Here is a 22,446-nt window from a genome sequence, read left to right as displayed (position 1 = left end):
TACCTTTAGCTGTCGGTTGATACCACGCATGCGCCTGAAGCTGCTGACCAATCTCAATACCCTCCTGCTGGTGGCCGTGTGCCTGGCGCTTGGGGCGACGCTGTGGTGGTCGCAACGGGCGCTGGAACGGCCTTATTTGCTGATGGAACGCTACCTCGGTCTATCACAGACTTTCCAGAACCAGGCCGCGCGCAATATTTACGACTACCTGGGCAGCGGCGATGCGTTGCGCTTGAGCAGCGCCAGCCAGAGCCTGGAAAGCCTGTTGCAGCACCTGGATGAACTGCCCGCCGACCTCGCACAGAACCTGCGCCCCAGCCTCGCGGACCTGGATACCTTCAGCAAGACCGACCTGTTGGCGGCCGGTAAGTTGGCCGGCGACCCGCAAGCCTTGTTGCTGCAAGCCGAACGGGAGCTGGGCGCCAACCTGGAGCAGTTGAGCCAGTACGCCATGGGCGTCAACACCCCCGAAGCCGAGCGCTACCTGCCGCCGCTGCTGGCAGCTTCACAGCACTTGGGCAAGCTGTCCCTGGCCCGCGACAAACTGGTGAGCAGCGGTCGCGCGGAACTGGCAGACGATGTGGAGCGCGAAGTCGGCAATATGCGCAGCCAGGCCGATGTGTTGGAGCAACTGCCATTGCTCGGGGTAAAAGCCAGCGCAGAATCGAACACCGATGACTTTTCAGCCTTGATGGGCCTGGAAAATTCGGCAAAAACCGAAGCCCAGGACACCGGCGTCGACCTCAAGCGCGAACTCAACGGCCTGCTGGCCCGCTACCCCGCCGAACTCAAGCGCACCCGCACGCAAATCCAGCAGCGTGCCGACCTGGCCGCCGCCACCCACTTGAAAATCGCCGCCGTTCAACAGGCCATCGCCGGCCTGGAGCCAGTGGTGCGGGCGCAACACGGCAAGATCCAGGGCGAAGTGCGGCTGATGCAAGGGGTGATGATCGGCCTGATTTTGCTCATCGCCCTGCTGATCGACACCCTGCAACGGCGCTTGGCGCGGGTGCTGACCAACCTGGCACCGGCCTTGTCGACCTGGGGTGAAGGCGACTTCAGCCAGCCCATTGCCCTGGGCAAGACCAACCGTGAACTGCGCGATATCGAAGCCTCACTGAACCGTCTGCGCGCCTACCTGGTGGACCTGGTGGGCACCATTCGCGGCAATGCCGAAGAAGTCGCCGGCAGCAGCCGCGCGCTGGCCGAACTGAGCAGCGGCCTGCACGACGGCGCCGAACGCCAGGCCGGGGATACCGCGCAGATTCGTGATTCCCTGGGCGAACTGGAAGCCACCATCCAGCAAGTGGCCGGTGATGCCAGCCAGGCTGCCGGTGCCAGCCGCAGCGCGGGCCAGGCAGTAGAGCAAGGCCAGCGCGTGATCGGCCTGAGCCTGACCGGCCTGCATGCGCTGGTGGGTGAAGTGCAGCAAAATGCGCAGATGATCGAGAAGCTCGCCGAAGAGTCCGCCACCATTGGCGGCGTGTTGACCGTGATTCGCTCGATTGCCGACCAGACCAACCTGCTGGCGCTCAACGCCGCTATCGAGGCCGCCCGCGCCGGTGAAGCCGGGCGCGGTTTTGCCGTGGTCGCCGATGAAGTCCGCACCCTGGCCCAACGCACTGCTGGCGCCACCGCCGAAATCCAGGGTTTGATCACCGGCCTGCAAACCGCTGCGCACCAATCGGTGCAGGGCATGCGCGCCCAGGTCGAACACGCCGAGGCCACCGCCCAGCAAGCCCAGGCGGCGGATGGCGCGCTGGATGAAATCGTCGGCGCGATCCAGACCATTTCCGACACCGCCGTGCGTATTGCCGATGTGACGGCGCAGCAAAGTGGCGCCGTGAGTGAGATTCGCGATAACAGCGAGCGGATTCATCAGTTGGGTGAAGACAACCTGCTGCGCATCGGCCAGGGCCGCAGCCAGGGCGAGCATCTGCTGGTGCTGGGTGGGCAGCTCAATACGGCGGTGCAGGCGTTCCGCGTCTGACCTGCCCCATGAAGATCTTCATGGGATCCAAGGGCGTATTACCAATGACCGGATCCCAGGCCGCAGTCATAAATTTTGCGCAATCCTCGCTAATCGTGCTGCCTACTGCATAGAACTGGACAGTCACAAAGGCTTTGCGGCATAGTCGCCGGGTTCTGCCTTGCCCACATCAATAACAAGGAACAGCCGATGGCGACCTTACTGGTTCTTCACGGACCCAACCTGAACCTGCTCGGCACCCGTGAACCGGGCGTCTACGGGGCAGTGACCCTCGATCAGATCAACCTGGATCTGGAGCGACGGGCGCGTGAAGCCGGCCACCATCTGCTCTACCTGCAAAGCAATGCCGAGTACGAATTGATTGATCGCATCCATGCCGCGCGCGGCGAAGGTGTGGACTTTATCCTGATCAATCCCGCCGCTTTTACGCACACAAGCGTTGCATTACGTGACGCGCTGCTGGCGGTGAGCATCCCATTCATCGAAGTGCATTTATCGAACGTGCACAAACGTGAACCTTTCCGCCATCACTCTTACTTCTCCGACGTTGCGGTAGGAGTGATCTGCGGCCTTGGCGCCAGCGGTTACCGACTGGCCCTGGAGGCCGCCCTGGAACAGCTTGAACAACCGGCCAAGCGCCCCTGACCGACCCTTGGGAGTTGATGATTCATGGATATCCGTAAAGTTAAGAAACTGATCGAACTGCTGGAAGAATCCGGTATCGACGAGCTGGAAATCAAGGAAGGCGAAGAGTCCGTACGGATCAGCCGCCACAGTAAGACCCCGGCCCAACAGTTCTACGCACCACAGATGCAAGCACCGGCTCCAGCTGCTGCTCCGGCCGCCGCTCCTGCTGCTGCCGCTGCACCTGCTGCACCGGCTGCCCCAGCGCTGAACGGTTTCGTGGTCAAGTCGCCAATGGTCGGTACTTTCTACCGCACCCCGGCACCTACCTCGCCAGCCTTCGTTGAAGTGGGCAAGACCGTGAAAGTGGGCGACACCATCTGCATCGTTGAAGCGATGAAGATGATGAACCACATCACGGCCGAAAAAGCCGGCGTCATCGAATCCATCCTGGTAGAAAACGGTCAGCCGGTTGAGTACGACCAGCCGCTGTTCACCATCGTTTGAACCGCGGAGCGCCTTCGATGTTGAAACCTGCGAAGAAACTGCAAAAAGTCCTGATCGCCAACCGCGGCGAGATCGCGCTGCGTATCCTGCGCGCCTGTAAGGAAGAGGGCATCAAGACCGTCGCTGTTTACTCGACGGCCGATACCGAATTGATGCACGTGAAACTGGCGGACGAAAGCATCTGCATCGGCCCGCCACTGGCCACGAACTCGTACCTGAAAGTCTCGAACATCATCGCTGCGGCAGAAGTGACCGGCGCTGATGGCATCCACCCGGGCTACGGCTTCCTCGCGGAAAACGCCGATTTCGCCGAACAGGTGGAAAAATCCGGGTTTGCCTTCATCGGCCCGAAAGCCGAAACCATTCGCCTGATGGGCGACAAGGTCTCGGCCAAGGACGCCATGATCGCAGCCGGCGTGCCAACCGTTCCTGGCTCCGACGGCCCACTGCCTGAAGACGAGGAAACCGCTCTGCGCATTGGTCGCGAAGTCGGTTACCCGGTGATCATCAAGGCCGCCGGTGGCGGTGGTGGTCGCGGTATGCGCGTGGTGCACAAGGAAGAAGAGCTGATCGAAGCGGCCAAGCAGACTCGCTCCGAAGCGGCTGCCTGGTTTGGCAACCCGATGGTCTACCTGGAGAAGTACCTGACCAACCCACGTCACGTGGAAGTGCAGGTTTTGTCCGACGGCCAGGGTCACGCCATCCACCTGGGCGACCGCGATTGCTCGCTGCAACGTCGTCACCAGAAAGTGTTGGAAGAAGCACCGGCACCGGGCCTGGATGAAAAAGCGCGTCAGGAAGTCCTGGCTCGCTGCGTCAAGGCGTGCATCGACATCAACTACCGTGGCGCCGGTACCTTTGAGTTCCTCTACGAGAACGGCCGCTTCTACTTCATCGAGATGAACACTCGTGTGCAGGTAGAGCACCCGGTTTCGGAGATGGTCACCGGTATCGACATCGTCAAGGAGATGCTCAGCATCGCCGCTGGCAACGTGCTGTCCTTCACCCAGGATGACGTGAAGATCCACGGCCACTCCCTGGAGTGCCGGATCAACGCCGAAGACCCGAAGACCTTTATCCCAAGCCCTGGCCTGGTCAAGCATTTCCACGCGCCCGGCGGCAACGGTGTACGTGTGGATTCGCACCTGTACAGCGGCTACAAGGTTCCGTCCAACTACGACTCGCTGATCGGCAAGCTGATCACCTGGGGCGCGACCCGCGACGAGGCCATGGCCCGTATGCGCAATGCCCTGGACGAAATCGTGGTCGACGGCATCAAGACCAACATCCCGCTGCACCGGGACCTGGTTCGTGATGAAGGCTTCTGCGAGGGTGGTGTGAACATTCACTACCTGGAACACAAGCTGGCTAACCAGTAAGCGCTCCACCCAACAAAGCCGCCTTCGGGCGGCTTTGTTGTTTCTGCACACCTGTTTTCCAGGATGCACACAGTCCAAATGTGGGAGGGGGCTTGCTCCCGATAGCGGTGGATCAGTTACAGATACTGAGGCTGGCACACTGCAATCGGGAGCAAGCCCCCTCCCACATTTGGTCCGCATTCACTCAGTAATGTCGTCTTCTGCTGTTCGCTCGCGTAAACTTGCGCGCTTTCGCAGCCCCACCCCGCTGCACACTCACTTTTTCAAAGGTGCCCGCCATGCCTTGGCTGCAAGTCCGTCTCGCCATCAGCCCAGAACAAGCCGAAACCTACGAAGACGCGTTCCTCGAAGTGGGCGCCGTCTCGGTCACCTTCATGGACGCCGAAGACCAGCCGATCTTCGAACCCGAGCTGAATACCACTCCGCTGTGGTCCCACACCCATCTGCTGGCCCTGTTCGAAGACGGCACCGATGCTGCCGCCGTTCTGGCCCATATGGAATTGCTCACCGGCAGCCCACTGCCTGAGCATCACAGCGAAATCATTGAAGACCAGGACTGGGAACGCAGCTGGATGGACAACTTCCAGCCGATGCGTTTCGGCCAGCGCCTGTGGATCGTGCCGAGCTGGCATGCCGCCCCAGAGCCGGACGCCGTTAACCTGCTGCTCGACCCGGGCCTGGCGTTCGGCACCGGCACCCACCCCACCACCGCACTGTGCCTGGAATGGCTGGACGGCCAGGACCTGACCGACAGCCACGTGCTGGATTTCGGCTGTGGCTCGGGGATCCTGGCGATTGCCGCCCTGTTGCTGGGCGCCAAGGAAGCCGTGGGCACCGACATCGACGTCCAGGCCCTGGAAGCATCCCGCGACAACGCCGGGCGCAACAACATTCCTGAAGGCAAATTCCCGCTCTACCTGCCGCAGGATTTGCCCCAGGTGCAGGCTGATGTGCTGGTCGCCAATATCCTCGCCGGCCCGCTGGTTTCCCTGGCGCCGCAACTGTCGAGCCTGGTCAAGCCAGGTGGGCGCCTGGCGCTGTCGGGCATCCTCGCCGAGCAAGGCGAAGATGTCGCCGCCGCCTACGCCAAGGATTTCGAGCTGGATCCGATCGCTAACCGTGATGGCTGGGTACGCATCAGCGGGCGTCGGCGCTAGAATGAGCGCTTGCCTGAATCGGATGGCCGCATGACCGACAGTTTCGTCACCCAGTGCCCGCATTGCCAGACACGCTTTCGCGTCAACCACGCTCAATTGAGCGTGGCTCGCGGCGTGGTTCGCTGCGGCTCGTGCCTGCAAGTCTTCAACGCTGCGCGCCAGTTGCTGGAGCAGCGCGCCCAGGCGCCTGCGCCGCAAAGCGTGGTCGCTGAGCACGCCACTGAGTTGATGCCCCAGGCCCCGAGGGCAATCAGCCAGAAGCAGTGGACCGCCGAAGAGTTGGACCTGGACGCCCTGGACCTCGACGAAGAACTGGCCAAACTGGAACGCCGCGAGATTCAGCACACCCAGCCCGTGGGCAGCGAACGTCGCCAGCTGGGGACGGACCGTCGGCAGAAGGAAGACACCCTCAGCGCCAGCCGTGAAACCCTCAAGGCCGAAGAAGAAAAATGGGCCGCCAGCCTGTTCAGCGAGCCGCCTGAAGAACGCGTCCAGGCCGTTGAATACACGCCTGAAGCAGACCAACCGACCTCGCCCCCTGCGACCCGGCAGCGCACCGAACCATCCATGTCGCTGCACACCGACGATCTGGACGCTGAATCGCCGCAGCACCCCACTGCGGACGATGATGATCGCGACCCGCCCTTCACCCCCGTAGCCGTAACCGCGGACGCACCGGAACCCGAAGAGCGCCCAGCACTGCGTCGCAAGCGCCAGCGCCCCGAAGCCACCGCCCACGACGACCTGCTCCTGGACCTGGAAGACGACCCGCTGCACCTTTACGCGCAAAAACGTCCGCAGGGCCTGGGTCGCCGCCTGATCTGGATGCTGCTGGTACTGATCGCCGCAGCCGGCCTGGCAATCCAGTACATTGCCTATCAATTCGACGATCTGGCCCGCCAGGACGCATACCGCCCGTGGTTCCAGCAACTGTGCCCAACCCTGGGCTGCACGGTGCCGTCGCGGGTCGATATCGCCCATATCAAGAGCAGCAATCTGGTGGTGCGCAGCCATCCGGAGTTCGCCGGGGCGCTGGTGGTGGACGCGATCATCTATAACCGCGCGACGTTCTCCCAGCCCTTTCCGCTGCTGGAGCTGCGTTTTGCCGACCTCAATGGCGGCCTTATTGCCAGTCGTCGCTTCAAGCCGGCCGAATATCTGGGAGGCGAGCTGGCCGGGGCGATCGAAATGCCATCACAGACCCCGATCCATATCTCTCTGGACATCCTCGATCCGGGCAATAAAGCCGTGAATTACAGCTTGAGCTTCCACTCGCCCGAGTGAATCGGCTCACGCACCGAAGCTTGACGGTGGATTATTGACTGGGCGCCGGGCATCCAAACCGGCGGCGATAAAGAAATAACTGTTCAGATTTTATCCAATTCAGCCTTTATCCAGTCATCGAGAGCGGGTATCATGCCAACCCTTTTTCGAACTCTAATGATCCGGCCCCACAACAGGGAAGTCCTATGTCGGCGGTACGCATCGGCCCATATACATTGCAGAACGGCTTGATTCTCGCCCCAATGGCGGGCGTCACCGACCAGCCCTTTCGTCAGCTGTGTAAACGTTTGGGCGCGGGTCTTGTAGTCTCGGAAATGGTCACCAGCGACATGAGCTTGTGGAACACCCGCAAATCGCGGATGCGCATGATCCACGAAGGTGATCCCGAGCCCCGCTCGGTACAGATCGCCGGTGGCGATGCGCAAATGCTGGCGGATGCGGCCCGAGCCAACGTGGAGTTGGGCGCACAGATCATCGATATCAACATGGGCTGCCCGGCCAAGAAGGTCTGCAACAAGGCCGCCGGTTCCGCATTGTTGAAAGATGAGCAATTGGTTGCCGAGATCCTGCAGGCCGTTGTCGCCGCAGTGGATGTGCCGGTGACCCTGAAGATTCGGACCGGCTGGGACCGGGACAACAAGAACGGCCTGACAGTGGCGAAAATCGCCGAACAGGCAGGCATTACAGCGCTGGCGGTGCATGGCCGCACCCGCGCCGACCTTTATACCGGTGAAGCCGAGTACGACACCATCGCCGCGATCAAGCAGGCGGTGTCGATGCCGGTCTTTGCCAATGGCGACATCGACTCAGCCGAAAAAGCCCGGCGCGTGCTGCACGCCACCGGTGCCGATGGTGTGTTGATTGGCCGTGCCGCACAGGGACGGCCGTGGATTTTTCGTGAGATCGAGCATTTTCTGCGTACGGGTGAAGTCCTGCCGGCGCCGGAGCTGGTCGAGGTGGAACGTATTCTGCTAGAGCATCTGGCTGCACTTCACACCTTCTATGGGGACGTGATGGGCGTGCGTATTGCTCGCAAGCATGTGGGTTGGTATCTCGCAACCCTGCCGGGCGCCAGGGAGTTTCGCGCCGGCTTCAATCGTTTGGATGAAACGCAAGCACAGGTCACCGCCGTTCGTGAGTTTTTTGCCGAACGAGACAAGAGCCTGAGAGCAGGGGACGGAGAATGGGTGGCCGCATGACGATGATGACCGAGACTTTAGTGAGTGGAACAACACCCGTGAGCGACAACGTCAATTTAAAACAGCACCTCAACACGCCGAGCGAAGAAGGCCAGACCCTTCGCGGGAGTGTCGAGAAGGCGCTGCATAATTATTTCGCCCACCTTGAGGGCGCTTCCGTCACGGACGTGTACAACCTGGTGCTCTCCGAAGTCGAGGCGCCCCTGCTCGAAAGCGTGATGAACTACGTCAAGGGCAACCAGACCAAAGCCAGTGAGCTGCTGGGCCTCAACCGTGGCACCTTGCGCAAAAAGCTCAAGCAATACGATTTGCTGTAAGCATTCAATCAAACCAGAAAGGCGCCCGCGTAAAACCGGTCGCCTTTTTTGCTGACTCCTTTGCTTTTGATGGAAATTGAAATGACCGACCAGACTACCCGCCTGCCGATCCGCCGCGCCTTGATCAGTGTCTCCGACAAGACCGGGATCCTCGAATTTGCCCGGGAGCTGGAAGCCCTGGGCGTGGAAATCCTCTCCACCGGCGGGACCTTCAAACTGCTGCAGGACAACGGCGTGGCCGCAGTGGAAGTGGCGGACTACACCGGTTTCGCAGAAATGATGGACGGTCGCGTCAAGACCCTGCACCCGAAAATCCACGGCGGCATCCTCGGCCGCCGCGGCATCGACGACGCCATCATGACCGAGCACGGCATCAAGCCGATCGACCTGGTGGCCGTTAACCTCTACCCGTTCGAAGCCACCATCAACAAGCCAGGCTGCGACCTGCCGACCGCTATCGAAAACATCGATATCGGCGGCCCGACCATGGTTCGCTCGGCGGCCAAGAACCATAAAGACGTGGCCATCGTGGTCAACGCCAGCGACTACGCCCAGGTGCTGGAAAGCCTGAAAGCCGGTGGCCTGACCTACGCCCAGCGTTTTGACCTGATGCTCAAGGCGTTCGAACACACCGCCGCCTACGACGGCATGATCGCCAACTACATGGGCACCGTGAACCAGGCCGCCGAAACCCTGAGCACAGAAGGCCGCAGCCAGTTCCCGCGCACCTTCAACAGCCAGTTCATCAAGGCCCAGGAAATGCGCTACGGCGAGAACCCGCACCAGAGCGCGGCGTTCTACGTGGAAGCCAAGCCTGCCGAAGTGGGCATCGCCACCGCGACCCAACTGCAAGGCAAAGAGCTGTCCTACAACAACGTGGCCGACACCGACGCCGCGCTGGAATGCGTGAAGAGCTTCGTCAAGCCGGCCTGCGTGATCGTCAAGCACGCCAACCCGTGCGGCGTGGCCGTGAGCCCGGACGCTGAAGGCGGTATCCGCCAGGCGTACGAACTGGCCTACGCCACCGACACCGAATCGGCCTTCGGCGGCATCATCGCGTTCAACCGTGAGCTCGACGCCGAAACCGCCAAGGCCATCGTCGAGCGTCAGTTCGTCGAAGTGATCATCGCCCCTTCCGTGAGCGAAGAAGCCCGCGCCATCGTGGCCGCCAAAGCCAACGTACGCCTGCTGGCCTGCGGCGAGTGGTCGGCTGAACGTGCCGCTGCCTGGGACTACAAGCGCGTCAATGGCGGCTTGCTGGTACAGAGCCGCGACATCGGCATGATCGGCAGCGCAGACCTGAAAGTCGTGACCAAGCGCGCCCCGACCGAGCAAGAGATCAACGACCTGATCTTCGCCTGGAAAGTGGCCAAGTACGTTAAATCCAACGCTATCGTCTACGCCAAGAACCGCCAGACCATCGGTGTCGGCGCTGGCCAGATGAGCCGCGTGAACTCGGCGCGTATCGCTGCGATCAAGGCTGAGCACGCCGGTCTGCAGGTGGCCGGTTCGGTGATGGCGTCCGATGCATTCTTCCCGTTCCGTGATGGCCTGGACAACGCCGCGAAAGCGGGCGTGACGGCCGTGATCCAACCGGGTGGCTCGATGCGTGATGCCGAGGTGATCGCCGCTGCTGATGAAGCCGGCATTGCCATGGTCTTCACCGGCATGCGCCACTTCCGTCACTAAACACCACTGCTTTCCTACTGTAGGAGCGAGGGGACGCCTAGTTCCTACAGAAAGCACAGCGTTTCACAGAGGTTTTTGAAATGAATGTTTTGATCATTGGCAGCGGTGGCCGTGAGCACGCCCTGGCCTGGAAAGTTGCCCAGGACCCACGCGTCCAGAAAGTCTTCGTCGCCCCCGGCAACGCCGGTACCGCCATCGAAGCCAAGTGCGAAAACGTCGCTATCGACGTACTGGCCCTTGAGCAACTGGCCGACTTCGCCGAGAAAAACGTCTCCCTGACCATCGTCGGTCCGGAAGTCCCACTGGTTGCCGGTGTCGTGGACCTGTTCCGCAGCCGTGGCCTGGATTGCTTCGGCCCCACCGCCGGCGCGGCCCAACTGGAAGGCTCGAAAGCCTTCACCAAGGATTTCCTCGCGCGCCACAAGATCCCGACTGCCGACTACCAGAACTTCACCGAGATCGAGCCGGCCCTGGCTTACCTGCGTGAAAAAGGTGCGCCAATCGTGATCAAGGCCGACGGCCTGGCCGCCGGTAAAGGCGTGATCGTCGCCATGACCCTGCAGGAAGCCGAAGACGCCGTGCGTGACATGCTCGCCGGTAACGCCTTTGGTGATGCAGGTTCGCGCGTTGTCATCGAGGAATTCCTCGATGGCGAAGAAGCCAGCTTTATCGTGATGGTCGACGGCAAGAACGTGCTGCCGATGGCCACCAGCCAGGACCACAAACGCGTCGGCGACGGCGACAGCGGCCCGAACACCGGCGGCATGGGTGCCTACTCCCCGGCCCCGGTGGTTACCGCCGACGTGCACCAGCGCGTGATGGACCTGGTGATCTGGCCAACCGTGCGTGGCATGGCCGACGAAGGCAACGTGTACACCGGCTTCCTCTACGCCGGTCTGATGATCGACAAAGCCGGCAACCCGAAAGTCATCGAGTTCAACTGCCGCTTCGGCGACCCGGAAACCCAACCGGTGATGCTGCGCCTGCAATCGAGCCTGGTGCTGCTGGTGGAAGCCGCATTGGCCCAGGCCCTGGACAAGGTTGAAGCGCAGTGGGATCCACGTCCAAGCGTCGGCATCGTGCTGGCCGCCGGAGGTTACCCGGCCGACTACGCCAAGGGCGATGTGATTGAAGGCCTGGACGCGGCGGCTACGCTGGAAGGCAAGGTGTTCCATGCGGGCACCGCGCTCAAGGACGGCAAGGTTGTCACCGCCGGCGGTCGTGTCCTGTGCGCCACCGCGATGGGCGCCAGCGTCGACGCTGCGCAGCAACAAGCCTACAAGCTAGCGGCAAAAATCGACTGGAAAGGCTGCTTCTACCGCACGGACATCGGCTACCGCGCCATTGCCCGTGAACGTGGCGAAAGCCAGTAACACTAGCTATCCGTTCGGTTAGGCAAGGGCCTCTGGCCCTTGCCGTATACAGGCCTCCCCGCGCATAGTTAACCGTGCATCAACCTACGAAGGGATTTCGCCGTGCGCTGGCTCAGGATCGCCATAGGTTTTACTGTCAGTCTGCTGACACTGCTCTGCTTGTTTCCGGCCCAGGCCGCCGCGCAAGGCAGTGGCTGGGCAGTATTGCTTGATGAACAGGCTGACCTGCAGCTGAGCGACATCCGCTCCTCGCGCTACACCAATCAATTCAGCCCCATCGAACTGGACCGCATTACCGCGGCGGCACCGGACGGCGCGTTGTGGGTACGTTTCAAGCTGCAGCCCGGCAAGCACGAGCAAGTGCTGCGGATATTCGCCCCGGACCTGTCGCACCTGAACCTCTATGTGCTGGACGGCGACTCCCTGGTCGAGCAGCAAAGCACTGGCACCCGCCAGCCCCAGGCGGAACGCCCATTGCCCAGCAGCGACTTCATGCTGCCGATGCCACAGAGCCCAAAGCCCCTCGACGTCTACCTGCGCCTGGTCTCGGAACACGAACTGCGCCCCTATATCACCCTGGAACCGGCCGTACTGGCCGCTGCGGACCAGACCCAGTCACTGATCTACGGCCTGCTGTTCGGCTGCCTGCTGATGCTGATCCTGCATAACCTGACGCGCTTCGCCTACCATCGCTCGCGCAGCAGCCTGTGGCTGGCGGCCTGCGAACTGCTGCTGATGCTCAGCCTGGCGCTGCTGCTCAACCTGGTGGGCCCTTGGCTGCCGAACTGGCACGCGGTCCAGACCCCTGGGGCCTACCTGGCCCTGCTGCTGACCGCGCCGTGCGGACTGATGTTTGCCTATCGCTTCTTCATGCCCCTCGGTCCACACCCGCTGAACAAGCTGTTGATGGCCGACATCCTGTTTATCGTGCTGTGCGGCCTGCTGCTGTTGTTCGTCAACACCCTGCCACTGAACATCATCACCTACGCGCTGGTGGCCCTGGCCGGCCTGAGCATGCTGTTTGTCTCGGCGTGTCACTGGCAGAAAGGCTACCGCCCGGCGCGCTTGTTCGTGGCAGGCATGGTGGTGTTCAACATCGGTACGCTGATCATCCTCCCGGCATTGCTGGGGCTGACGATGGTGTCGCCCCAGGGTCTGATCGTGACCCTGCTGGCCTTTATCTGCCTGAGCGGCCTGTTGATGAGCCTAGCCCTCGGCGAGCGCCAGCGCGCCATTGTCGAAGCCCGCTTCAGCCTCAGCCGCGACCTGGCCGCGAGCAATGCCGAGATCGCTGCCAAGGCCGAATTCCTGGCGAAGATCAGCCACGAAATCCGCACCCCCATGAACGGCGTGCTGGGCATGACCGAACTGCTGCTGGGCACGCCGCTGTCGGTGAAGCAGCGCGACTACGTGCAAACCATCCACAGCGCCGGGAACGAACTGCTGACGCTGATCAACGAGATTCTCGACATCTCGAAGCTCGAATCCGGGCAGATCGAACTGGATGACGTGCAGTTCGACCTCAATGCGCTGATCGAGGACTGCCTGAGCATCTTCCGCGCCAAAGCCGAACAGCAGAATGTCGAGTTGATCAGCTTTATCCAGCCCCAGGTGCCGCGCGTCATCAGCGGTGACCCGACACGCCTGCGCCAGACGATGCTGAGCCTGCTGGAAAACGCCCTGCACAAAACCGACGAAGGCGAAGTGCTGATCGTCGTCGCCCTGGACGACCGCAGCACCAAACCGCGCCTGCGCATTGCCGTGCAGGACAGCGGCCTGCCAATGGAAGCCGCCGAACGCGAAGCCTTGCTGCACAGCGAACTGCACAGCAAGAATTTCCTCTCGGCGACCCGTTTGAGCGGCCACCTGGGCCTGGTGATCGCGCGCCAATTGATCCTGTTGATGAACGGCGAATTCGGCATCAAGAGCGGCAGCCATCAGGGCAGCACGCTGTGGCTGACCCTGCCGCTGGACCCGGAACGCCTGGAACACCCCACCTCCGACCTCGATGGCCCGCTCAAAGGCGCGCGCGTGCTGGTGGTGGACGACAACGACACATGTCGCAAAGTGCTGGTGCAGCAGTGCACGGCCTGGGGCCTGAATGTCAGCGCGGTACCATCGGGCAAAGAGGCCCTGGCGCTGCTGCGCACCAAGGCGCACCTGCGCGATTACTTCGATGTGGTGCTGCTGGACCAGAACATGCCCGGCATGACCGGTATGCAACTGGCCGCGAAGATCAAGGAAGACCCGAGCCTGAACCACGACATCCTGCTGATCATGCTCACCGGCATCAGCAATGCGCCGAGCAAGGTCATCGCGCGCAACTGCGGGATCAAGCGCATCCTCGCCAAGCCGGTCGCCGGTTACACCCTCAAGACCACCTTGGCGGATGAGTTGACCCAGCGCAGCAAAGGCGGCGTGCAGCCCCGCGCGTCCCTCAGCGCCCCGGCGGCGGTAATCGTGCCCAGCGATTTCAAGATCCTGGTAGCCGAAGACAACAGCATCTCCACCAAAGTGATTCGCGGCATGCTCGGCAAGCTCAACCTCAACCCGGACACGGCCAGCAACGGTGAAGAAGCGCTGGAGGCGATGAAGGCCCAGCGTTACGACCTGGTGTTGATGGACTGCGAGATGCCGATCCTCGATGGTTTCTCGGCCACCCAGCAACTGCGCGCGTGGGAAGTCAGCCACCAGCGCATTCGCACGCCGGTGGTGGCGCTCACCGCGCATATCCTCTCGGAACACAAAGAACGTGCACGCCAGGCCGGCATGGACGGGCATATGGCCAAACCGGTGGAGTTGTCGCAGTTGCGTGAGCTGGTGGAGTACTGGGTGGCGCAGCGTCAACAACGGCCTGAGCACGCGTCCTCTTGATCTGAAATGTTTTCCCCATGTGGGAGGGGGCAACCCCCTCCCACATTTGCTCTGTATCGCCTGTTAGACTCTCCACACTTTCCCCGCCCGCGAGCCCCCCCCATGCTCCACGTGTTATTCAGCGTTTACCTGAAGATGCTGGTGCTCTACAGCCCGTTCTTCGTGCTGTCCTGCTTTATCAGCCTGACCCGTGGCTATTCCAGCAAAGAGCGGCGGCGCCTGGCCTGGAAAGTGGCGCTGGCAACCCTGGTGTCGAGCGTGTTGCTCTACCTGTTCGGCCGGGTGATCTTCAGCGTGTTCGGTATCACCGTGGATGCCTTCCGCATCGGTGCCGGCAGTGTGCTGTTTATCTCCGCCCTGGGCATGGCCCAAGGCAAGTCGGCGGTGCAGACCGACAACGTGCAGCAGGACGTGACCATCGTGCCGCTGACCATCCCCCTTACAGTCGGCCCCGGCACCATTGGTGCGCTGTTGGTCATGGGCGTCAGCCAACCGCACTGGGACGACAAGCTCACCGCCATCCTCAGCATCGCCCTGGCCAGCCTCACGGTGGGCGTGGTGCTGTACCTGTCCAACCGTATCGAACGGATTCTCGGTGACCAAGGCTTACAAATTGTCAGTCGGTTAATGGGGTTGTTCGTATGCGCCCTCGCCGCGCAGATCATCTTTACCGGCGTGCGCGGTTACCTGGTGCCTTAGATACGGTACTTGGCAATCGCCAACTGCACCTTGTCGCCCGCGCTCTCGCGCATCAGTTGGATGGTTTTTTCGTTGACCACCGAGGTATTCAGCACCAGGCAGGTTTGCCCACTGAAGGCCTCGAACGAGGAACTGTCCCATTCCAGGAACGGTAGCCCCACCTGTTTGCTCACGCCCTGGGTGCTGTAGGTCACCAGCACCATCATCAATTCGCCGTCCGTTTCGGCGCAGGACGCCAGGCCGAAATCACCGCCCTGATGCACCGTGCTGTTGCGCTTGAACAGTTCGAAAGAGCTCGGCTGCTGCTTCAGCGCTTCCAGTGCATCGGCCGCCAGCTTCGGCAGCGCCGCGATCAACGGCGCCGAAACCGATATTGTCGCCAACATCGCGCTGATGATATTCAGTGCGGCCAGTTGCACCGTCAGGCCCTTGCCCGAATGAGAGACCCGCTCGAAACTGCTGCGCACCGGCAGCCAGCCCAGGCTGATCATCACCTTGATAAATTCGTCGTACCAGGCCTCGGTACCTCGGTGGATTTTCAATACATCGCTGACGTAACTGCTGGCCAGCAGATAACTTTTGCGGATGTACTCCCGGTTCAGCCCGGACAAGCCCTCGGCAAACGAAATCACACTGTTGTTGACCACCGCCGCGTTGCTGTCGTCCTCCGTGTCGAGCGGCAATGAGGGCTGCACGCCTGGCGCCCTGGGTAATGTGTAGGCGGCAATCAACTTGCGCCGTTTTGTGTTGTTGATCCTTCTGTGATGTCGCTCCATGTTCGGTTCTCCACAAACACCCCAACGCGGGGCTTGTGTCCACACTAGTCCAGTCACCGGCGGCTCTTCCAGGCCACAAACATCGCTTGCCGGCCCCCGCCAAAAAACGCTGCCCAGCAATGACGGGGCGCGCCTCCAGGCCTTCCGGCTTTCGTGATTCAAAAAAGAAAAAGCCCCGAGCGACAACAGATCATCACCCGTTGTCATTCGGAGCTTTCGTGCGGCCGCCCAGGCGTTTTCAGGACGTGGGCTTTTCGCCGTACCAGCGCGGCGTATAGACCCATTCACCGCCACCGGCGCGGGGGAATGTGCAGGTGGTGGATGAGCCGATCAACACCATGGTGCGCATGTCGACTTGGTCTGGCGTGAGTTGCCCCAGGGTGGTGACGCGCAGAGTCTGGCCCGGACGACCAATATCGCGGCCGAGCACCACCGGGGTTTCAGGCGTGCGGTGCTGCGCGACGATTTCCAGGGCGCGCCCCAGCTGCCACGGCCGCGAACGCGAGATCGGGTTGTAGAACGCCAGGGCCAGATCGGCCTGAGACGCAAGGTCCAGGCGCTTTTCGATAATCGACCAAGGCTTGAGGTTGTCCGACAGGGACATCACGCAGAAGTCATGGCCCAGCGGCGCACCGGCCTGGGCGGCGGTGGCCAGGGAGGCCGAAACGCCCGGCAGGATTTGCAGGTCAACCTGGTGCCACGCCGGGTCACTGGACTCGTGCAACGCCTCGATCACCGCCGCAGCCATGGCGAAGACGCCGGGGTCGCCGGACGACACCACCACCACCGAGCGCCCCTGCGCGGCCAGCTCAAACGCGTGGCGGGCGCGTTGCATCTCTTCGCGGTTATCGGTGCAGTGCTGCACCTGATCGTCGCGGAACGGCCCGGCCATGCGCACGTAGGTTTCATAGCCCAACACATCGGTGCAACGCGCGAGTTCGGCCTTGACCGCCGGCACCATCAGCTCGGCGGCGCCAGGGCCCAGACCGATCACGGCGAGGCGACCACGGCGGCGGCCGACCTGGGCCAGGTCCAGAGGCTGCTCGGCAACGCTGATGGCGATGTCTGCGCCTGGCGTCACGTCGGCAAAACGCAGCGGCACACCCAACTGCAACGCGGCTTCATGCAGCGACGCTTCGGCCATCTGCCGATCACTGGCCAACAGGCAGGCCAGGGATTGCACGGCGATACCCGCCTCGTGCAACGCCGTGCGGACACGCTCCGCCAACTGCGCACCCGGCTGGCAGGTCACGCACACATTCTTCGGATAGATCAGCAACTCGTTGGCGGCCGGCGCGCGCTCGGCATTCCCCACATGGATGGCTAAATGCGCCTGCTGGTCCTGAGGCAAATTCGCCTGATCCAACCACGGCGCCGCACCTTCGATACGCACGCTTTCGCCGGCCAGCAGGTCCGAGACAAAGCGCTTGCCCAGCTCCAGATCCGCCAGTTCATAACCCGCAGGCGGGTTGAGCAGGCAGGTACCGAAACGCAGCTCGCCACTGGTGGTGATCGCCGCAGCAACGCCCAGTGCAGCAGCGATGTCCCGCGCCATGACGTTCACACCACCAAGGCCACCGAGCAACGGCACCACGGCGCTGCCATCTTCCGCCACAGCCAGTACGGCCGGCTCCTCGCCCTTCTCCAGCAGCAGCGGCGCCAGGGTGCGGATCACGATGCCAGCCGCACACAGGGCGATCAGCGGCGAGCCCTGCTGGTACAGCTGACGCAGGGTCGCGCCAAATTCGCGGTAAGTCTGGTCGGCACCTTCAACTCGCCCGACCAGTCCGTGGATCAGTGCGCCAGGGTAAACCTGCTGGATCCTGCGCGCGGTGGCCAGGCTGCCCTGGCCCAGAATGACAATCGCCGGGTTCATCAACCTTGCCACCTTTCACCCGGCACGATGATCAGCGAGAAGTACGGCGAAGACATCGGCTCCACCTGGTCCAGCGGCACGATTTTCTGGTTGGCCATGGTCGCGCGCTCCACATACAGCGCGCGCTCGGCCAGGCCAAGTTCTTCGAGGACCTGGCGCACCTTGGGGAAGTTGCGCCCCAGCTTCATGATCACCGCTGCGTCAGCATCTGCCAGGCGGCGCTTGAGGTCTTCATGGGGCAGCACCCCCGACAGCACCGACAGGCTCTGGTTGCGATACACCAACGGCGCGCCGAGTACCGAGGCGCCGCCGAGCATCGAGCACACGCCGGGGATGACCTGGGCTTCATAGCGCTCGGCCAAACGATCATGCAAATACATATAGGAGCCGTAGAAGAACGGATCACCCTCGCAGATCACTGCCACATCGCGACCGGCGTCCAGGTGCGCGGCCACATCGACACTGGCGGTGTCGTAGAAGTCGCTGATCACCTGTTCGTAGGACAGCGGCGCCGGCAGCGCTTCGGTGGTCACCGGGTACACCAGTGGCATCAAGGTTTGCTGAGGCACCAAGTGGTCTTCGATGATGCCGAAGGCGTTGCCCTTCTTGCCCTTGGCCACGAAATACGCCACCACTGGCGATTCGCGCAGCAGGCGCAGGGCCTTGACGGTAATCAACTCCGGGTCGCCGGGGCCGACGCCCAGGCCGATCAAACGTCCGCGTGCGGGCATTATTCGACCTCCGTGGCGAGCGCATTCACCGCCGCGGCGGCCATGGCACTGCCGCCCAGACGGCCCTGCATGATCACAAACGGTACGCCACGGCTATCCGCCGCCAGCATGGCCTTGGATTCGGCAGCGCCGACAAACCCGACCGGGAAGCCGAGGATCAACGCCGGTTTCGGCGCGCCGGCATCCAGCATCTCGAGCAGGTAGAACAGGGCCGTCGGCGCATTGCCGATCACCACCACGCTGCCTGCCAGGTGCGGACGCCACAGCTCCAGGGCGGCGGCGGAACGGGTGTTGCCCAGCTCCCGTGCCAGCTCCGGCACGCTGTCATCGCGCAGGGTGCAGATCACTGGGTTGTTGGCCGGCAAGCGCGCACGGGTCACGCCTTCGGAGACCATCCGCGCATCACACAGAATCGGCGCGCCAGCGGCCAGCGCATCGCGCCCGGCCTTACCCGCGCCGTCGGAGAACTGCAGGCCATCGATGGCCTCGACCATGCCGCACGCATGAATCACCCGCACCGCGAGTTTCTCCAGGTCGGCCGGGATGCGCTCCAAGTTGGCTTCCGCGCGAATAATGGCGAAGGAGTTGCGATAGATCTCCTGACCGTCGCGGATGTAATCAATCATCGGTGTTGCTCCGTGGGCGAGCGCGCAGCAAGGCGCCTGCCGCTTCAATGGAAAGAGTGCGCGCGTGCAGCCGGCCGAAACCGGGTTGGGCTGCCTCGCGAAAATAGAGGTCGTAGTGGCCGGGGCTCACCGCCAGCAAGGTGACCGGCGCAACGTGCGCGGCGGCGCAGGAGCGCGAGCAGCCGGACAGGTGCACGTCATGGCCGGGATGCAGCGCGGCCAATTGCACGGCGTCGGCCTTGGTGTCGGCGAGGGCCTTGCCGCAGCCGCTGGAGCCGGTACAGGCGATCATGTGCGCCAGGGGTTGGTCGACTGAGCAGAGAAAGCCCAATTGCTCCAGGTGTTGGGTCACGGCGTGGGGTTTTTCGACGTTGGGCAGCAGCACACCTTGCCAAGGGGTGAAGCGCACTGTGCCGTCGCCATGTTCGTCGGCGAGTTGCGCGACGCCCTTGAGCATCGTCGAATCCAGGCGCCCCAAGGGTGCGATGGCGGCGACATAGAATTGATTGTTCTGCGCTTGCGGATACGTTCCGAGGTGCAGCAACGCGCCGCTGGGCGGGCGTTTGAAGCCGTCGACCGGCAGCAACGACAGGCTGAGGCGGCTCAGCAACTTATCCACAGCCAGATGGCGCATGCGGGTTTGTTCTGGGGTGGCGAGGTCAAGAAACGCCTCCAGCACCGCCACCACCAACGCATGGCCCTGCTCCAGCTGTACGGCGGCCAACGGCGCATCCAGCCCTGGACACCCTGCCAAGCCGAACGCGAGGAGCGTCTCGCCATTGCGTACGAACGCCGACAGCCACAGATCATGATGATGTTCGAGCATCGCCAGGGCTTCGCCGCCATCCAGTTGCACGGCGAACTTGGCCGACAGCTCATGGAAACGCGGATGATTTTGCAAAGTGGCGAGTATCTGCTCGGCCAGCGGCCGGGTGTCGAACAGCATCTGCGGATCGATACCGGCGCTGGGGCTGAGCATCAGGTTGCGGACGTCGTCGCCAGCAGCGTTACTCGGGCCCAGGTCGGCAGCCAGCAGCATGGCAATCAAGGCGTCTTGCTCGGCACCGATCCCACGTATTTGCAGGTTGGCACGATTGGTCGCCTCGATCACCCCGCCCGCGTAGGCCTGGGCTGCATCCGCCACGGCATGGGCCTGGGCGGCGCTGATCGAGCCACCGGCCAATTTGATCCGGCAAATACCGCCATCCAACGCCTGGACGATACGCAGCAACCCCGGACAAGCCGAGGGGCGCAAGGTATTCACAGCGGGCGTTGGGTTCACGGGGCTACCGGTTGACGGGTAAAGGCGCGGTATTATGCCTGCTTTGTCCGGCGGCATGAAAAGCCTGCCCGTCGGATGTCGCTCAAGGAATTGATATGTCGCCCTGGCTGACGGTTGTAGGCATCGGTGAAGACGGCTTCAAGGGGCTGGGCAGGAATGCTCGGCATGCCCTGTTGCGCGCTTCGCGGATTATAGGTGGTCAGCGCCAGTTGGACCTGTTGCCGGTGTGTATTCGCGGTGAGCGCCAGTTGTGGCCGAGCCCGTTCTCCCTGGAACCGGTACTGGCGCGGCGTGGCGAGCCTGTGTGCGTGCTGGCCAGTGGCGATCCGATGTTCTATGGCGTGGGCGCCAGCCTGGCACGGCAGGTGGCGGCTGAAGAACTGCTGATTTTGCCGGCGCCGTCGTCGGTGTCATTGGCGGCGGCGCGGTTGGGCTGGCCGTTGCAGGAGGTGGTGACGCTGTCCGTCGTGGCTCGGCCGGTGGCGGCGATCAATGCGCATCTGGCCACAGGGGTGCGTTTATTGGTACTGAGTAATGACGGCGGCAGTCCCGCGTTGATTGCTTCGTTGTTGGCTGAATCCGGGTTTGGGCCCAGCCGATTGACAGTATTTGAACACCTGGGCGGCGCGGATGAGCGGCGCATCGACGGTTTGGCTGAGGATTGGCAGCACGCCTGTGTCGCCGATTTGAACCTGGTCGCCATCGACTGCCTGGCCTCCAGCGACACACCACGTCTGTCGCGCCTCGCTGGCTTGCCCGATTCCGCCTTCCAGCACGACGGCCAACTGACCAAGCGCGATGTACGCGCCATGACCCTCGCCCGCCTCGCCCCGATGCCCGGCGAGCTGCTGTGGGACGTGGGCGCGGGCAGCGGCTCCATCGGTATCGAATGGATGCGCGCCCATCCGAGCTGCCGAGCATTGGCGATTGAAGCAGACGAAGGCCGCCAGGACCTTATTGAACACAATCGCGACGCCCTCGGCGTGCCCGGTTTGCAGTTGATTCGTGGCAAAGCCCCGCAAGCGTTGCACGGCCTTACCGCACCCGACGCCATCTTCATCGGCGGCGGCGTCACCCGCGACGGCGTGCTCGACACCTGCTGGCAACACCTGCGCCCCGGCGGTCGCTTGGTGGCCAATGCCGTCACCCTGCAAAGTGAAATGACCTTGATGAACTGGCGCGCTCAACATGGCGGCGAACTGACCCGCATCCACGTCGCTCAGGCCCAGCCGCTGGGTGAATTCGATACCTGGCGGCAGGCACTTCCCATCACCCTGTTGGAAGTGGTCAAGCCGCGATGAAACGCATCCTGTTGCTGGGTGGTGTGACCGAAGCGCTGGCTATCGCGCGCACCTTAGGGCCGGCGCATATCTACAGCCTGGCGGGTGTGGGACGCGTGCCTACCGATCTCACCTGCCAGGTACGTGTCGGCGGTTATGGCGGGGCCGAAGGGTTGGCGCAGTTTGTTCGCGATGAACAGATCCGCCTGATCCTCGATGCGACCCATCCGTATGCGGCGCAGATCAGCCAGAACGCGGCGCTGGCGGCGCAGTTGTGCGGTGTCCCCTGCTGGGCGTTGCGCCGACCGGCGTGGCAGCCGCAGGCCGGTGACGATTGGCGTGAGGTCAGTGATTGGGCCGAGTTAGTTGCGGCGTTGAAACCCTTCAAGCGCCCATTGTTCACCTTGGGTCGCGAGCCGTTGCAGCACCTTGATGAAATCCCGCCCGAGCAGTTCTGGACGTTGCGCGCGCTGGATGTGTATCCCGGCAATGATCGCTGTGAAGTGATTGGCGCACGCGGTCCGTTTCTGCTTGAAGATGAAAGCGCGTTGTTTGAACGGCGCGGGATCGATGTGCTGATCAGCAAGAACAGTGGCAGTACCGCCACCGAACCGAAGCTGGAAGTGGCGCGGGAACGGGGGGTGCCGGTGTTGGTGTTGAAGCGGCCGGTATTGGCGGCGGTGGACCGGGAGTTCGCCACAGTGGCGGCGGTCTTGCAGGCAATCCAATCTCCCTGAACAACTCAGTTCAAATGTGGGAGGGCCGTTGACTTGAAGATCGGCA

Annotated in this window: 19 protein-coding genes; 14 read left to right on the top strand and 5 right to left on the bottom strand. The window is 62.6% G+C overall.

All coding sequences use genetic code 11. The annotated features are described in order from the left end of the window. Positions 1–28: 28 nt before the first annotated feature. From AD670_RS16885 to AD670_RS16830, 12 genes are all read left to right on the top strand, one after another. On the top strand, positions 29–1,990 hold the full coding sequence (locus AD670_RS16885; RefSeq protein WP_053134618.1) for a methyl-accepting chemotaxis protein: 1,962 nt from the start codon (positions 29–31) through the stop codon (positions 1,988–1,990). Positions 1,991–2,179: 189 nt separating this feature from the next. Beyond that, entirely contained in the window at positions 2,180–2,635 is a 456-nt protein-coding gene (gene aroQ / locus AD670_RS16880) for a type II 3-dehydroquinate dehydratase (RefSeq protein ID WP_012721999.1), read from the top strand. 24 nt (positions 2,636–2,659) lie between these two features. Next, entirely contained in the window at positions 2,660–3,121 is a 462-nt protein-coding gene (accB, locus tag AD670_RS16875; RefSeq protein ID WP_027607997.1) for an acetyl-CoA carboxylase biotin carboxyl carrier protein, read from the top strand. 17 nt (positions 3,122–3,138) lie between these two features. After that, positions 3,139–4,500 carry an acetyl-CoA carboxylase biotin carboxylase subunit gene (gene accC, locus AD670_RS16870; protein ID WP_027607998.1) on the top strand — a complete coding sequence of 454 codons (1,362 nt, stop codon included), beginning with the start codon at positions 3,139–3,141 and terminating at the stop codon, positions 4,498–4,500. Positions 4,501–4,778: 278 nt separating this feature from the next. After that, a complete protein-coding gene (gene prmA / locus AD670_RS16865) occupies positions 4,779–5,657 on the top strand; it encodes a 50S ribosomal protein L11 methyltransferase (protein ID WP_053134617.1) in 879 nt (292 codons plus the stop codon). Between the two features lie 30 nt (positions 5,658–5,687). After that, positions 5,688–6,941: a DUF3426 domain-containing protein gene (locus tag AD670_RS16860; RefSeq protein ID WP_053134615.1), complete on the top strand. Its 1,254-nt coding sequence runs from the start codon at positions 5,688–5,690 to the stop codon at positions 6,939–6,941. 185 nt (positions 6,942–7,126) lie between these two features. Further along, on the top strand, positions 7,127–8,140 hold the full coding sequence (dusB, locus tag AD670_RS16855; protein ID WP_053134612.1) for a tRNA dihydrouridine synthase DusB: 1,014 nt from the start codon (positions 7,127–7,129) through the stop codon (positions 8,138–8,140). Beyond that, positions 8,137–8,457: a DNA-binding transcriptional regulator Fis gene (gene fis, locus AD670_RS16850; protein ID WP_002555375.1), complete on the top strand. Its 321-nt coding sequence runs from the start codon at positions 8,137–8,139 to the stop codon at positions 8,455–8,457. The genes dusB and fis overlap by 4 nt, the downstream gene beginning before the upstream one ends. A gap of 81 nt (positions 8,458–8,538) precedes the next feature. After that, the gene (gene purH, locus AD670_RS16845) at positions 8,539–10,146 is read left to right on the top strand and encodes a bifunctional phosphoribosylaminoimidazolecarboxamide formyltransferase/IMP cyclohydrolase (protein ID WP_053134609.1); all 1,608 of its coding nucleotides are present in this window, start codon (positions 8,539–8,541) and stop codon (positions 10,144–10,146) included. Positions 10,147–10,226: 80 nt separating this feature from the next. Next, entirely contained in the window at positions 10,227–11,519 is a 1,293-nt protein-coding gene (gene purD, locus AD670_RS16840) for a phosphoribosylamine--glycine ligase (RefSeq protein WP_053134606.1), read from the top strand. 102 nt (positions 11,520–11,621) lie between these two features. After that, positions 11,622–14,393, top strand: a complete 2,772-nt coding sequence (locus AD670_RS16835; protein WP_053134604.1) for a hybrid sensor histidine kinase/response regulator — start codon at positions 11,622–11,624, stop codon at positions 14,391–14,393. Between the two features lie 102 nt (positions 14,394–14,495). Next, entirely contained in the window at positions 14,496–15,092 is a 597-nt protein-coding gene (locus AD670_RS16830; protein ID WP_003171467.1) for a MarC family protein, read from the top strand. On the opposite strand, the gene AD670_RS16825 is transcribed toward AD670_RS16830, so the two are convergent. The 5 genes from AD670_RS16825 to cobG all read right to left on the bottom strand — a co-directional run bounded on the left by AD670_RS16825 (position 15,089) and on the right by cobG (position 20,440). Beyond that, positions 15,089–15,868, bottom strand: coding sequence for a hypothetical protein (locus tag AD670_RS16825; RefSeq protein WP_053134600.1), 780 nt, complete (start codon positions 15,866–15,868; stop codon positions 15,089–15,091). The two genes, AD670_RS16830 and AD670_RS16825, sit on opposite strands and share 4 nt — an antisense overlap. Before the next feature lie 238 nt (positions 15,869–16,106). Further along, positions 16,107–17,744 carry a precorrin-3B C(17)-methyltransferase gene (cobJ, locus tag AD670_RS16820; RefSeq protein WP_053134595.1) on the bottom strand — a complete coding sequence of 546 codons (1,638 nt, stop codon included), beginning with the start codon at positions 17,742–17,744 and terminating at the stop codon, positions 16,107–16,109. Beyond that, positions 17,744–18,475 (bottom strand): precorrin-2 C(20)-methyltransferase, encoded by a 732-nt coding sequence (locus tag AD670_RS16815; protein WP_053134593.1) that lies wholly within the window; start codon positions 18,473–18,475, stop codon positions 17,744–17,746. Before AD670_RS16815 ends, cobJ begins: the two co-directional genes overlap by 1 nt. Next, a complete protein-coding gene (locus AD670_RS16810) occupies positions 18,475–19,101 on the bottom strand; it encodes a precorrin-8X methylmutase (RefSeq protein WP_053134590.1) in 627 nt (208 codons plus the stop codon). The genes AD670_RS16815 and AD670_RS16810 overlap by 1 nt, the downstream gene beginning before the upstream one ends. After that, complete coding sequence (cobG, locus tag AD670_RS16805; protein WP_053134588.1) at positions 19,094–20,440, bottom strand: precorrin-3B synthase; 1,347 nt, start codon at positions 20,438–20,440, stop codon at positions 19,094–19,096. Before cobG ends, AD670_RS16810 begins: the two co-directional genes overlap by 8 nt. 38 nt (positions 20,441–20,478) lie before the next feature. On the opposite strand from cobG, the gene AD670_RS16800 reads away from it, so the two are divergent. Further along, positions 20,479–21,684 (top strand): bifunctional cobalt-precorrin-7 (C(5))-methyltransferase/cobalt-precorrin-6B (C(15))-methyltransferase, encoded by a 1,206-nt coding sequence (locus tag AD670_RS16800; RefSeq protein WP_053134586.1) that lies wholly within the window; start codon positions 20,479–20,481, stop codon positions 21,682–21,684. After that, positions 21,681–22,400, top strand: coding sequence for a cobalt-precorrin-6A reductase (locus AD670_RS16795; RefSeq protein WP_053134585.1), 720 nt, complete (start codon positions 21,681–21,683; stop codon positions 22,398–22,400). The genes AD670_RS16800 and AD670_RS16795 overlap by 4 nt, the downstream gene beginning before the upstream one ends. Positions 22,401–22,446 lie beyond the last annotated feature (46 nt).

Source organism: Pseudomonas sp. MIACH (genome assembly GCF_001269925.1).
Classification (GTDB): domain Bacteria; phylum Pseudomonadota; class Gammaproteobacteria; order Pseudomonadales; family Pseudomonadaceae; genus Aquipseudomonas.
The sequence above is the reverse complement of the archived record's forward strand: the minus strand, read 5'-3'. Positions and strand labels throughout refer to the sequence as shown.